The organism is Ruegeria sp. BHSB056, assembly GCF_059613305.1.
Map to the genome: position 1 here is coordinate 1 of NZ_JBXWSG010000098.1, position 13,454 is coordinate 13,454.

10 protein-coding genes and 2 tRNA genes are annotated in these 13,454 nt (G+C 50.5%); 3 read left to right on the top strand and 9 right to left on the bottom strand.

Annotation, left to right across the window (positions count from 1 at the left end; translation table 11 throughout):
- The first annotated feature begins 205 nt into the window (after nucleotides 1-205).
- The gene (locus tag AC2FND_RS17440) at nucleotides 206-376 is read left to right on the top strand and encodes a hypothetical protein (protein WP_496771091.1); all 171 of its coding nucleotides are present in this window, start codon (nucleotides 206-208) and stop codon (nucleotides 374-376) included.
- Nucleotides 377-529: 153 nt separating this feature from the next.
- Here the strand turns inward: AC2FND_RS17440 and AC2FND_RS17445 are convergent, their stop codons facing one another.
- The 8 genes from AC2FND_RS17445 to AC2FND_RS17480 form a co-directional block, all read right to left on the bottom strand.
- On the bottom strand, nucleotides 530-4,315 hold the full coding sequence (locus AC2FND_RS17445) for an SIR2 family protein (RefSeq protein ID WP_496771092.1): 3,786 nt from the start codon (nucleotides 4,313-4,315) through the stop codon (nucleotides 530-532).
- Between the two features lie 895 nt (nucleotides 4,316-5,210).
- A complete protein-coding gene (locus AC2FND_RS17450; protein WP_496771093.1) occupies nucleotides 5,211-5,585 on the bottom strand; it encodes a hypothetical protein in 375 nt (124 codons plus the stop codon).
- An 82-nt stretch (nucleotides 5,586-5,667) separates the two neighbouring features.
- A complete protein-coding gene (locus AC2FND_RS17455) occupies nucleotides 5,668-6,492 on the bottom strand; it encodes a hypothetical protein (protein WP_496771094.1) in 825 nt (274 codons plus the stop codon).
- 283 nt (nucleotides 6,493-6,775) lie between these two features.
- The gene (locus tag AC2FND_RS17460; protein ID WP_496771095.1) at nucleotides 6,776-7,957 is read right to left on the bottom strand and encodes a site-specific integrase; all 1,182 of its coding nucleotides are present in this window, start codon (nucleotides 7,955-7,957) and stop codon (nucleotides 6,776-6,778) included.
- 435 nt (nucleotides 7,958-8,392) lie between these two features.
- Nucleotides 8,393-8,539, bottom strand: a tRNA-Thr gene (locus AC2FND_RS17465).
- Nucleotides 8,527-9,243: a type VI toxin-antitoxin system SocB family DNA replication inhibitor toxin gene (socB, locus tag AC2FND_RS17470; protein ID WP_496771096.1), complete on the bottom strand. Its 717-nt coding sequence runs from the start codon at nucleotides 9,241-9,243 to the stop codon at nucleotides 8,527-8,529. The genes AC2FND_RS17465 and socB overlap by 13 nt, the downstream gene beginning before the upstream one ends.
- A complete protein-coding gene (gene socA, locus AC2FND_RS17475; RefSeq protein WP_496771097.1) occupies nucleotides 9,221-9,766 on the bottom strand; it encodes a type VI toxin-antitoxin system SocA family antitoxin in 546 nt (181 codons plus the stop codon). The genes socB and socA overlap by 23 nt, the downstream gene beginning before the upstream one ends.
- Nucleotides 9,767-9,843: 77 nt before the next feature.
- A tRNA-Thr gene (locus AC2FND_RS17480) sits at nucleotides 9,844-9,919 on the bottom strand.
- Between the two features lie 466 nt (nucleotides 9,920-10,385).
- Between AC2FND_RS17480 and AC2FND_RS17485 the strand changes: the two genes are divergently transcribed.
- Together AC2FND_RS17485 and AC2FND_RS17490 are read left to right on the top strand one after the other, a co-directional pair.
- Nucleotides 10,386-11,372, top strand: coding sequence for a hypothetical protein (locus tag AC2FND_RS17485; protein ID WP_496771098.1), 987 nt, complete (start codon nucleotides 10,386-10,388; stop codon nucleotides 11,370-11,372).
- On the top strand, nucleotides 11,369-12,727 hold the full coding sequence (locus AC2FND_RS17490; protein WP_496771099.1) for a hypothetical protein: 1,359 nt from the start codon (nucleotides 11,369-11,371) through the stop codon (nucleotides 12,725-12,727). The genes AC2FND_RS17485 and AC2FND_RS17490 overlap by 4 nt, the downstream gene beginning before the upstream one ends.
- A 324-nt stretch (nucleotides 12,728-13,051) precedes the next feature.
- On the opposite strand, the gene AC2FND_RS17495 is transcribed toward AC2FND_RS17490, so the two are convergent.
- On the bottom strand, nucleotides 13,052-13,219 hold the full coding sequence (locus AC2FND_RS17495) for a hypothetical protein (protein WP_496771100.1): 168 nt from the start codon (nucleotides 13,217-13,219) through the stop codon (nucleotides 13,052-13,054).
- Nucleotides 13,220-13,454 lie beyond the last annotated feature (235 nt).

The window sequence follows — 13,454 nt, forward strand, 5'->3', positions numbered from 1 at the left end:
TCTGACCCTTCTTGCCCGCCATAGAGCGCCCCATGATGTCCACTATCGATAGTGGACATCTTTAACACTCTCTCCCGAACGCCGTCAGAGCGGGGAAGCCGGACGGATACACTCGACGTGGCCACAGTAACGAAACACGAAGGATTTAAGTGGATAAAGCGGAAACATTACTATAACCGCGAGCTCAACCCTCTGGAGACTGACCATGCATAAGACCAGTACGCAAGAGTTGCTCTACGATCACATGCCAAAGCCTGATGCGAAAGTCCCGCCAATCAGTTATCCGCAAACTGTTCGCGAAGATGCCAAGCGATTGGTCGATGACAACGAAAAGGAAGAGGCTAAGGACCTTCTTTCTAATATTTCGTTTGACTAAACCGAGTTGCGCAGGGCACCGCTTAGATCTCTTCGTCTTCAAAAACTGCGAACCTAATTCTAATCACTTGGGTTCAATCAACCAGAATTCCAAGCCAAAAGAATATCTGTTCAGTTTAGTGTGGACATACCTACGCGGACATTCTGCGGGCAATCACCTTGAGTTCCAGCGCCTGTTCAACTCGACCAATCTAGGGTCTACTAGAAGCGATGGATTTGCATCGGCAATACGCTTCAAAGTTGCGTCTATCTCGTAGGGCCACCTGTTTGCGTTTTCGGGAAGTGCCAAATAAAGGATTTCAAGCACGCGTTCCGGGTGTTTATCTACAATGTTTCCTTCTCCACGACGGATAGAAGGCAACATGATGTGGTCACGTTCAATTGGGCTAAGAAGCGGAAGGATCGCTTCCGAAATGGCCAAGAAGGTTTCTTCGTTTGAGAATGCAAGTTCGATCAAGCGGGCCGAGTTTTTTGGCGTGCGGGCAGCTTTCTGTACTGGCCACACATTGCGTAGGAAGCGTTCTTGGAGGGCCTTCCAGTATTCACCATCGTCTCCTTCCCCTTCACCTCGGCGTTCCAGAATCCGCAGAGTGCGCGCCCTGAAGCCATCACCCGCGTCTAGCAAAAGCTGGCGCAATTCACCGTTTGTAATGCGCTCTACCCCTGTGTCGGAGTCGGGGTAGGCCCAGCTTGCAAGCACCAAGTCTGCTAGGCCGTCGCGATTGTCTCTTTCGCTTCTCGTTTGGCTTGCAGCCTTGGCCAACAAATGTGGTTTCAGCTTTTCGAAAAAGTCCATCGGTGGAAGTGTCTTAACTCCCCACAGGTAGCCCGTCCACCAAGCTTCGAGCGTGTCTTCATCGTCGGATTCCAACAAAGACAAGAGGTTGTCGCTTGTCCAAGCAGGATCGACGTAGTGGAACCAATTCGACAAGTGGCTAACAAAGACCAAGGCGAAGCGGCCATTGTCTCCGGGCAAAGAAAGCGTACTTTCGACGAGTGTTTTCCACTCGCCTGGAAGCCCTTGTTTTTTCTCAAGGTCTTTGCGGCGCGGATCGTGATACAATGCTTGTGCGATTTTCCCCGCAGGCGAGTTTAGCGCCTCTGTCGCCCAATCTGGGTCGCGGCTTCCACGCACGATGGCAGAGCCACCAGCATCGGGGGTCTCGTTCAAGAACGCCAGCAGCCGCACGATAAGGCGTTCGAAAGTCGGAACGCACTCATTTGGCAAACCGTCAGTCGTGGACAACAACCACTCGGAGACGGGGTAAATTATACCTCCCAACGCTTCGTCGTCTGCCCCAATGATGAGTTCGGCAATGAAATTCTTGAGGCGTCCACTGTCCTCTTTTCGTTGGTTTGAGTTCAAGTAACGCCGCCAAGCCCATTCCGGGTATTCGCCGCGCGCGGTTTCTAACCGTAGGGCAGAAATTGCCATAATCGGGTGGCTTGCGGACAAGCCCTTGAACGGATCATGTTCAACAAGCGCCTCCCCGGTTCGCCCTCCGAGTTCTTGTGCTTTAGCCAAAACGTTTGAAAGCGGTTCTGACAACAAAAGGCTATGCTCAGTGTCGGTCCGGACCATTCCCCCCCGGCTTTCCCAAGATCGGTCCGCATTCTCAGCATGTTGAGGCGACCAATCTGGGGCGGTGTTTTGCAGCCGGGTTATTTCCTCGTCGTAGTTGACGTTAAGGTTGCACCCTTTGGCGTGAAGCCAATGAAGGCGTTCGGCTATGTCCCACGCGCGACGCTGTACAAAATCTTGCTCTTCTTCATTTTCCCAGCGTTTGCGGCCTTCAAGGATGCGTTCTTCGATCCGTCTGGTGGCGGGCATTGGGAGGCTTGCCCAGCGCTCTTGCAGCGTCAACAACAGGTCACGTTGGTGACGAACTTTCCAGAACGCATCACGACTGACCTTGTCGAAAAACGAGGTGAACTCTTTGTTGGGAATAAGCGTATCAAACCGGCTAGCCCATATTCGCAGCCGAGCAAACACATTGTCATCGTCGGTGGGCCAAGTCGCGGCCTCCTGCTGCGCCTTCTCGACGTCAAAGCTCACAAGCCGTTCGAAAAGGGCAGCATAGGACAATACGGCACCAGCAAGCCCCCTGTTGCGACCGTGAGTGCTTATGTCTGGATCGTCCGAAGGCATGATTGGCGGTATGTCCATCCAACTGTAGTGGCCGCGCTCAGTCTCAAGCTGAATACCTATGTCCAGATTGCGTTTCAGAGCCGAAACAACATCTGCTAGCCATTCATCTGGTATTGAAATGTCACGACCGTCTTTATTGTAAGCCAGTTCGAGCCTTATCAAATCTTGAAGTCTGGTCTCTTGGTCGGCTTGTGGTGGAACAGCATTTCGGAAGTAGTTGTCGCGAGCAGTTAGACGCGGGCGCGAGAGTTTTTCAAATTTTCGTATTGTTGTTTTGTTCCAGCCTACGGCCTTGATTTCATCGCGAAAACGGTACCAATCAAAGCGGTCCTCATCTATTTCGGCGCGCCAGTGTTCAAATAGATAGTGCCACGCTTGAACTATATGGGCGGCACAGGTAGCGTCGCTTCTTTCCAAGTTCCAGCGAATGCTCTTCTGAATAACCGCATGAAGGCCGACTTGCCTTGCGCCCCACCAAACAGCAGCATTTTGATTGGCTACCTTGCCAATCCACAATCCAAGATGCCCAATCCTATCCGGCAATTGGCCCGCATAGAGAGATTGACCGCCACGCATAGGTGTTATGTGATCGTCTCGCAACTCCAACCTGTCCCGGCGGTTGAGCGAAAATGCGTCCCACGCCGTCGATGGCATTTCGCGTTTAGCATAGTGATCGTCGGGGGAAATGGGCGCAGGCACTTTGTCACTTGCCAGCCCGTAGAGTGCAAAGGGGTTTACCTCATATCCGTTTTCGTCTTGCTCCGGCTTAGAGTAACGAATTGAAGGGTCAAATACACATAGCCAAGTCGCGGGCACGGGCGGGTCGCTTTCAAGGAACCTGCGTGCGCCTTCCTTGGTGGATACCAAATGCGTGACTTGTTCGCGTTCGAAGGGCGATAAGGCTTCGGGGCCACGCCGGGCCATTGCGATAGTTTTTGCCTGCCAGCCTTCTGGGTCGTTTGCGCGGTCGGCCCATTCCTTGAGGGTTTCCCACAGCGCTGCGTGACCGTCGTTGCTATCGTAAGGGATTGCCGTTACGCCCTTGTGCGCCCAGCGCGAAGTCGCATCGTCAGCGTCACCGGATTGAAAAGAGTAGACCTCATCCAGCCGACCGTTCGACTTGTTCAGTGCTTCCAGCAAGTATTGTACCGGCGGATCGTCTGCGTTGTAGCCAACAAACACCACGGAATAGCGATCGATCACGTCTTTGAAAAAGCGGGTTGCCCAACCCTCTGCAAGATAGGCGCGCCCGAATTCAGCGCTCGACAAGACAAACCCGTCGCCCTCAGAGCCATCGTAGTTTTCTGTTGCCCGACCATGCAGGTAAACAAGCCCGTGCAAATCGCCGGGCCTTGCTGGATCTGGTAGCCTTGGGGGTTGCCACGCCTCCAATCCTCGCCCGCAATCGTCAAACAATCGGTCAAAGTTGGTCGTGACCAGCTTGGTGATGCCTTCCTTGGTGGTAGCGAGGTCCAATAGGAGTTCATGTGCCCAAAGGCTAGCGCCCTTCTTTGGAGCAAGCGCTTGCGCAACCGCCCGCTCAATGTCGCGTTCGAGAAAGTCACGCTCAAGGAGGCCAAAAACACGATCAGCTGAAATTAGACCTGGAATGCCAGTTCGAGCCTCTATCTCTCGGGCCTCGTCCAGAATCTTGACGGCTGGGGAGTCGTTAGGAACCCCGAGTTTTGTCAGGACTTGGCCTGCCAGACCGAAGAAATCTGGTAACCGCGCTTTCGCGCGAGAGACACCCGCACCGCAGAAAAATACCACACGCCCTTCATCCAATGCCACGAGTAGTTCATCTGGTATGTCAGGGCCGCCGTCAATGAACCGCAATAGTCAACCCACCCATTTCGCCTCAAGGTTGATTACCAACGCATCCCCGGTTCCGCAATCGAGAAAGGTTCTTCCATCGAAATGCGCTAGTGCAATGGCTGCTCAGCTATTTTGTATGGACTTGTGGCGAAGGCTCTGACTTTTTTCGTTGATCCGCCTCGTTTGAGCGGGCTGGTCGTCAAGTTCTAGTTTTATCGATGTGACTCTTCATCGCTGCAACCAAGCAGCTCTCCAAGATTTTAACATCGCTGCTACTTGGGTGAATGTTCGAATTAAAGCTAGGTTCATAGTGCGAAACCACCTTCATACACGTCTCAGAATCTGAGTTGGTAACTAGGAATCTCCTAGTGTTGTGAATTTCCTTTGTGAGACCGAGAAACGAGCGCGCTGCTGGAAGCTCCAACTTGCCAGTTCGAAGTTTGCATTCAATGCCAATAGTCAAGTCTTTCGCTTCCGGATTCTTACCAAGCTCACGACATCTGGCCGCAACTTCTTGCGGTAAAATGGCCAAATCACATTCGTGAAGCTGTTTGGAAAGACCTAGGACTTTTATCCCGACATGCATTTCCAAATTCGATGCATTTGGGAACTCGAATAATGCGTGAGTGTAGGTTCGATTGGGTGAATTAATTATGCCTGGAGATGCACGAAAAACCAATTTGGGCGACGGCGCATTGTTGGCATCTAAGTACGAAACGCGGGCTCCGTGCTGCTTAGCCGCCGCGACGCAAATTGAAAAAACATAGTGTTCGAATAGGTCATCGGTCTTGTAACTCTTCGTATAACCTAGCTGGGTTGCCAGATTGATTGCTGTCTGCAGTTGAGTATCAGTGGGGATTGTTATTGGCATTTATTCATCGGTTTCTTGGGGAATGACGTCACGAATCTCAAGTGCAAGACTGCGCTGTTTTTTAAGCTCACTCTTTCGACCTTCGTCATCTTCTTCCACTGCAGAGGGGCGATCATCAATCCACTCCGCTTCTGGTATTCCTTCCTCCATCAGCTTCAACGTCATTGATGGCAACTGCTGCGTCAGTGTTTCTACTGCTGACAGTAGAATCTTCAATTTATCTGGCGAATCTAGATGAGGTTTGTCGGATTTTAGGGAGCGTGCATCTTCCATCTCCTTGATAGAATTCTCAACTTCGAGAACAACCCAATCAAATCCTGCGTCATTCAATTGGCTTGCGATTCTCTGAAATGCCTCTTCGCTATTTTCGGACACCAAGTTTGCTTCCTTTTTCTATTCTCAGGGAGTTCATGCGGACTCTATCCAAGGGTTGACACTATTTTCGCGCTCTGAAGAGTTACTTTTCTTGCCACTTCCCCCATGGGGCGTACATGTGGCGCTTGGTCTTGATAAGGTCGGTCTTTGTCTTGTTGCTGTAGACTGGTCCTGTCTCGTCGTATTCCTTTATGTCTTCGCGGAGAGACCCCACGGAAATGAATTGTAATGCCCGCCCAAACTCAGGCCCAGAAATGCTATTTCTGTCGAACGTAAAGACGTCCGGCTGCATCTTCATAAGATTTTTATGACTAGTCATACCCTGCCGCGAGGCTAACGTTTCTCCAGTCAACTCGCCTTTAGAAATATATGTCTTTATTGTGGAAACTCCTTCAAGCAGTGCGACCCCAAACAAGCCATGAGCTGTCGGAATTTGCGCAGCGGTACCGCCGGTACACATCCTCATAACTGTTAGCCAACCTAGAATCGGTCGCAGGTGCTTTCTAACTTCTAGCAGTGAGCGAGCGTTTTCACGTTCGAAGAGGCGTTGAATTGTGTGGTTGGTAATAACGGAGTGTGTGAAATGATTGTGGTGACACAGAGCGAGGTTGTCTAAATCAAAGAAGTGAACCTTTAGAATAAGTCGAGGAAGTTTGTCGTTCTCGCGGGTTGCCACCAAAAACCGCATAAATCGGAAGTTTAGGCTCGCTCGCGAAATGAAAATTGACTTCCGATGGCTTCTCTTAAAAGCATCATACGCGAGCTTGCGAGATTTTAAGCTATTCCCGAAATTTTGGAGACGGTTTGAGAATCGAATAGCGGAGTCTAGAAACTCTTCTTCCGTCATAGTGCATTCTTCTACAATCTTGCGTGCAAAGCCTTGGGCTAGCGGGTTCTTCTTACTCAATTTCTATTCCGGTTTGCGCTTTTTCTGTGGACGCCGCTTGTCACGGGCTGACTTCTTACTTTGAACAACTAAGACGGTTTCAAGTAGGGAAAAGTCAACCGTAGATAGTTACTCCGCGAAGCAATAGTTGGCGAGTAGCTGCGCAACTGCTGAATGCTGGGCGATCCCCGTAGGGAACGCAGCTTATCTTCAACCTGCGCACACCCGTCAGTGGAATGTGCTGGCGATGTATGCGCTTAGAGCTTCGACTAACCGCAAGTCACTCACAAAGATACCGTTTTGCCTATCTGATAGAGTCGCCTACAACATCACCAATTGCGTTGGCCGCCGCGAGTGCAGGGTCGCTATCAACGTGTGCGTAACGCGCCGTCGTTTGGGTTTGCGTATGGCCAAGCAAGCGGCCAATGACCCGGAGACCAACACCTTGGCCGACTGCAATACTTGCTGCGGTGTGGCGCAGATCATGTATCCTGATATCTTTCAGTTCAGCCGCTTCGCAGATCACTTTCCAAGGCTTTGATAAATTGACCAGCGGGGCATCCTGTTTCTTGCCGGGAAACACGAAAACTGAATCAGGGTCGCGGGTAGTGACCTTCTGTGATTGTAAGATCTGAAGTGCGCTATCCCCCAAGAAAAGTGGTTTCGCCCCGGTTTTGCTATCGGGCAGAGAGATTCGCTTCTGTTCCCAGTTGACCCAGTCCCACTCACACTTGGCGATTTCGTTCCTTCGGGCACCTGTCAGCAATAAGAGCCTGATTAAATTGGCTACATCAGGCCAAATTGCACCTTCATCTACCAGATCGCGCATTGCCTTACCGAGCCGTTCCAGTTCGGGGCCGGACAAGAACCGTTCCCGAGATTGCTCTTCAAATTTCTTAACATAGCGGCACGGGTTAGTTCCTTGCTCTCGCCACTCCCATGCTTCGCATCTGTTCATCAATGACGACAACAAGGCCAGCATCCGGTTTGCCAGATATGGGGTATCACTCAACGACTGATGCAGCCGGCTAACGTCTGAACGCGACACATCTACTGCTTTGGTGCTACCCAACTTTGGGCCAATGTGCCGCTCCCAGCATGAGGTATAGTCTCGGATGGTCGCGGGCTTCTTGTTGGCTAGCTCCTCGCGTTCGAATTTCTCCCATGCATCAAATAGCTTTGGTGCGCCGCGTATGGCTAATCTCTCTCCCTGCGGATCTGCTCCACGTTTCACGGCCGCCAATATTTGTCGCGCGTGCTCTTTTGCTTGGTCGAACGGGATTTGGCCATGAATGCCAATCGTCACCCAGCGTTGTTTGGCACTGCGCCCACCACCGTAGGAGCGGTATTTTACGACGTACCGCTTTGAGCCGGTCGGCAAAAGTCTCACACCAAAGCCGGATAGCGTGCCATCCCAAAGATAAAGTGTCTTATCTTCGCGGCATGTGGCGTTGTCGATTTGTCGTTTAGTCAATTTCATCAGCATTGGTTCCTCAAAACAGCCACAGCAACCACCTAGCAACCACCGGGCATAGCACTTTGTGACAAACAGTATGAGGGGCGAGCGAGTAAATCTCAATAAAATCACAGGTATTTCAAATGGTTATACGCCAGTGTAGTGCAGCATGGAAAACCGTAGAAAAGCCATTTGAACTAACTTTTAATCAGTGGGTCGCAGGTTCGAATCCTGCACGGCTCACCACTTTTTTCCTTGCATTCAAAGGCCTTAATGGATTCAAGCGGAGCGCTTTTCGACGCGAAGCTTCTTAGGATCAATAGACGCCATCAATATCATACACGTGCATCGACGTAAGCCAAAAATAGATGATTTGGGCATAGATGGTCGACCTTGAGATAAGGTCATAAACCTTGAAACCTACCCAAGAAAGCGAGTTGAGCGAATCCAAGATAATGGAAGAACTGGTGCCGCTGAAGGGACTCGAACCCCCGACCCCATCATTACGAATGATCGGGGGAAGCGGCTAACCACGTTGTTTTTAAATCATTTTTCGTGTCGTCAGATTTGCGTTGCAAGGATATTGCAAGAATGACGCACTAGATCAGCGGCCCTGTACCAGTTGCCCGGCCACGTGCCTCACGTTCACGTTCCTCAAGCACATCGCGCCACATCTCGTAGGTCGATGCGACCATAAGTTCGAGTTCCTCGCGAGAGTACAATTCGACACCTTCATCCGTGTGAAGGCGAACGGCACGGCGACCATCTTCCGGATTGTGGAATTGCGCGATGGTCAGGCGCACGTCGGCGTAGTCTTCATCGGCAGCACGAATACGTTCGTGCATCATGGAGAAGGCGAACCGACGCCCCTCGGCGGTTAACCCTTTCGCAGAGCGCGGCTCAATGAACATTGCACTAGGCATTTCATCAATCGCGAGGACCATAGGTAGCCAGTAAGTCACCTTTCGCCCCATGCCCATCGCAAGAGGGAAAAACTCTTGCCGCCGTCCGATTACACGACCCGACGAGGCAAAGTCATGCAGCCCAAGGGCGACACGCTTATTGTACATATACTCCTCGTCCGATCTGCACCGTTTCTTCAATTCCGCTTCAATCACCGGCCACGGCGTCGCGTCCGCGCTGCCGAAATCGAGTGCGGGCTGAATGTTGAAGATGTCTTCGAAACAGGATCGAACGGGTTTATACGAGAACGTGGAAAACCCGCCTTTCATCTGCTCCAAACTCTTTCGCTTCGTATCATCCCGTTGAGGGGCAATACGAGCGAGGTCAGTTTCAGGCAAAGGGCGTATCGTCACTAGGTTCTCCTGCGTTCGGTTCTATACCGACCGAAACCTTGTGATACCGGAATCGGTCCATGATCACATTATCTGGTATTTGGAGACCGAAGGCAACAGATGTTCGTGATTTGTCCACAATGTACGCCCAAGGGGAGTCTTTCGCGTGAGATAAATCAACCAGACGACCTGCGGACATTGTTCCGTATGAACGCAGAACATGCCGGACAAGATCAATTACCGCATAGTCGTCAATCGAACGAACAGGACGTGGCCGCCCTGTCAGAGGGTCTTTACCCTCAGCGCGCATCGTAATTGGAGATGATCCGGCGTTCTTAAACGCCCTGTAAGCCGCCGGGTGCACCGGACCGTATTGCCATGCCTCAAAGTAGCCAGACACAAGAGGTTTCTTGGTTTGGGTCAGGTGGATGCCATGAGCGAAATACAGCAGCTTTTGCAGGGCGAGGTTCGTGATTTTAGTTCCACGCTGATCCGCCTCATCAAGCATGAGGTTGGCAATTGCCCGTGGATCATGGGTAGTCATTTCGTCGTTCTCAAGGCAATGTTCTCATTTTGTTCCCGCACATAATGCACGAGAGCAAGGTGATTTGGCAAGGGTGATGGTGCCGCATGAGGGACTTGAACCCCCGACCCATCGCTTACGAAGCGATTGCTCTACCAGCTGAGCTAATGCGGCAGCGACACGTCGTTTAAACGTGCCGATCCTCGTTGTCCAGTGTCCTGACGGGATGATTGCGACCTACCGATCCTGGGCGGCTGACCGGCCTAAATACTCAGTTTCTGACCCCCGAATAGCCAAGACAACTGAATTGGCACACCTTAGACGGAAGCTTTCCGCTCTGATTTCCGCTACAGAACGACTTGTGCTACCGTCAGACGAAAGGCGTTGACGCCACGTTGCAAATTACGGTGCCACGTCTAGGTCATTGATTCAGCAGGGGTGAAACTTGGGTAACGCCAATCGAAAACTCTTACTTGATGTCTTGGGTGGCTACTTTGAACAAAGAGCCGCAAAAATACAGGTATCCAACTCATCTTTCCCTATCAGAGATCGGTGTTGACTAATCCAAATCGTAAAGCACAAGGACTAAACATTTAAACGTGCATTGCAGCAGTCTGTTAGAAAAATTTAGGAGGAATAAATGGTTAACAACAACGAACCAGACGGTAACTCCAACGGCGGCGTAGGTTCAAAAATTGTCGCGTGGATGTTTTCCACGGCGTTCACATTCATCGGCCTATTTCTAGCATCATATCAGTTTTTTGATATCCCAGCTCTCGATAGCATTATTCGGCCGACTGAGGGTGCGCGGAACCAAGTTGCCATGTTTGGTATGCTAATATTTGGCGTTGGTTTTGCACTTCTTTTAACTCAAGTCTTCGCAGAAAATTATACGGCAACATGGAAAGGCATTACTTTCGCGGGGACGTTGGCTGCTCTCCTCATTTTTATCTGGATCGTCAAGGCAACACTATTAACACCTGAAATAGACAAACAGAAAGGAGAGATAGAGGAATTGAAATCTCAGGTTGCGGAACTCGAAGAGGGAAATGGTACGTTGGTTGAACAGATATCCAAATTTCGGTCAAATATTGCGGCATTGCACTCAAATTATCGACGACCAAAGGACTTGAACCTACGCATCAACTGCGAGCTGAGCGAGAACGCGGATTCCTTAGAGGCCGGAAAAAGGGTGCAACTCCTCGCTATATCGAGCAGCAATGGACCTCGCGGGAGAGCCAGAATAACTGAAATTGTTAATTTGGTTCGCGAGCTTGAAAGTGAACTACCCGAAGGCGATCGATCATTTGTTTCAGGCGAAGTTCGAGATACAAAATTCCATCATGTTGATGAAGACGAAGCAGATATCTTGTTTGTACCTAAGAAGAGTAGACAGGGAATATCCTTTTACGTTCCTGGCTTGTTGTCTCCTCAGTTGGGTCAAGATCTACAAGTGCGATTAATCAACTCCGATCCCGCTGATGAGATAAGTGACCCTGAGTTTTCTAACATGTTGCTGTTTCATATTCGTAATCCACCAGAGCTTTCAGACGATAGGCAGGAAGTCGTTGCCGATCTGCGATTTCATGAACTGGCGGAGTTTTGCAATCTTGGAGGAAAACTGTGAGAACGCTCCCCATAGTACTGGTTTCCCTTTTTCTGAGTAATCTAGGTACCAATATTTCGGCTCAAACGACCAAAGTGCTGCTGGATCAAGCTGAGAAATCTCAAAATTCCAGCGCCACTTGCTCCGCTTCCACTTCGATGATCGACAAACTTTTTGAGCGTCTTAGCACGGGTGTTTCTCGCCAAGAAAGAAGCAGAATAATGGCATTTGTTGGTAGGCAGCAAGGGTGGAAAAGTTCCAACCAAAGGCGGGCATTGATACAGCTTAATCGCTTATCAAAGGGAACAGACATTGTTACCGTTACACTGGCTGCTCATGCAATAGAGAATGCCGACGGCGAACTGAGGTCCATACTTGCCTCTGGCAAAAGTAGTGATGTGGTTGCCAGCGAGCTTAGATCGCTCATTCGAAACAACGAGGGAAGAAACCCTGTATACCTGTTGTTAGCAAAAACCGCTCTAGCCGAATTGCTTCAAGAAGAAGCTTTTTCTGAATTGGCGGATGGGCAAATCCCCCATACCTCTCCACAGGAGGGTGATACTGCACGTAGCTTGTTGTCTGAAGCCGTGGAGTTGTACGTCGCTGTCAACCAGTCCTACATAAACCTTAGGGACGAAATGGGCTATGGTACGCGGGATTCTGAATTTGACTTAGCATATTTGATTGCACTCTTGCGTTACATTAACGGCGACTCCTTGTGGATGACTGATCTGCGGCGAATAATAGCCTCACCTAATCAATCGGACATGCACGATCCAAGGATAGAGGGTCGCCATGTTCTTGTGACAAGATTTTTAAAAGCTCCCGCGATCTCAATAGGCGCTAGAAGCGATTCAAATTGTCATGACAATCAAAGTATCTTGAAAGCATCTGAGCAATCTTTCGGCAGATCGAAAATAAACCAGTTTTTTAACCCAATGCAGCTAGCAAATTACACATGCAACCTTCTCTATGATCCGATTGAACCTTTGACCATTGCAAAGCTTGTAGCGGAGCTAGAAGAATACGAAAACAGAGACTACCGTGTCGTTTTGGGGCACTTCGAGGAACAAGAAGTTCGTTATTCATTCCTGTCCAAAAAAGAACTCAGAAAAGTTGCTCAGGAAACATCCTCAAGTACGGATATCGAGATTAGTAGCGTTTCTATTTCCCAATTCGAATCCGAATGCTCACCTAATCCAGTTTCAAGCGTGCGGAGTGTCTCGTATGTCGGTGAGCAAGAAACGGGGTCGAACGCCGGCTATATCTTCATGGGAGATGGACTCTCGTTGGACGAGGCGAAGCGTCTACGACATCAAGTTTCTGACCGAAAGGAGCTTAGAGAAGCGTACATCATTCGCCCCATTATTGACTGACAATCATAAAACCAGTTGCCGTCCGGTGGCTTGCCGAAGAATCAAGGAACTGTTCATACTGCGAAACACCGCACGCCAGCAAGCAGCCCTCAGACGCGTCACCATTTTCCTCGCAGCGAGGTGAACCAGGTCAATCGACCGCCCGTTTGTCGTTTCACCACGGCGTCGAAAAGCGCGTCACACAGCGACGTTTTCGGTCAGCCGGGTACGAGCGTGGGCAAATACGCCTTGCACCGCGTCACGCGCGAGAAAAACGCGGTCGCTCGTCGATTTCATCGGGCAACTGCGGGCGCGGTTGTACTCAGCTCAACGAGATCGGGCGTTTTAGTACGGAATCTCGTCGGTATACTCTTCGTCGTCACTGCCAAAAGGCGGCTTTCCGTCATCCACATAATTCGTGGGCGGGTTCGGTTCAAAGGGCGGATCAACTTCGTCGCGCAACTGCTGTGGAACGTCCATTCCGATTGCGATTGCCTCCGAGATCAGAGTCAATCTGCGCTTCGCAGTTTTTTCGGATTGGGTTGTTTCGTTAGGAAACAAGCTACCAAACCCTTCATCCCGCAGAAGCTGATTAAACTCCTCCGCAATCTTTTTGCGGCGTTGATGCTCTTTGTTGGTATGCGTCCGCTGGAGGAGCAATCCGTTGTTTGAGAGCGGTCAATCAGATGGTAGCTTTTATTGTTTCCTGGAGACAAGCGGACAGTTGCGCTCGGTCTTCAATCGGTGC

Coding starts and splice junctions, on each gene's coding strand:
- AC2FND_RS17440 (WP_496771091.1), top strand. CDS start 206: ATGCATAAGACCAGTACGCAAGAGTTGCTCTACGATCACATGCCAAAG.
- AC2FND_RS17460 (WP_496771095.1), bottom strand. CDS start 7,957: ATGCTGATGAAATTGACTAAACGACAAATCGACAACGCCACATGCCGC.
- socA (WP_496771097.1), bottom strand. CDS start 9,766: ATGACTACCCATGATCCACGGGCAATTGCCAACCTCATGCTTGATGAG.
- AC2FND_RS17485 (WP_496771098.1), top strand. CDS start 10,386: ATGGTTAACAACAACGAACCAGACGGTAACTCCAACGGCGGCGTAGGT.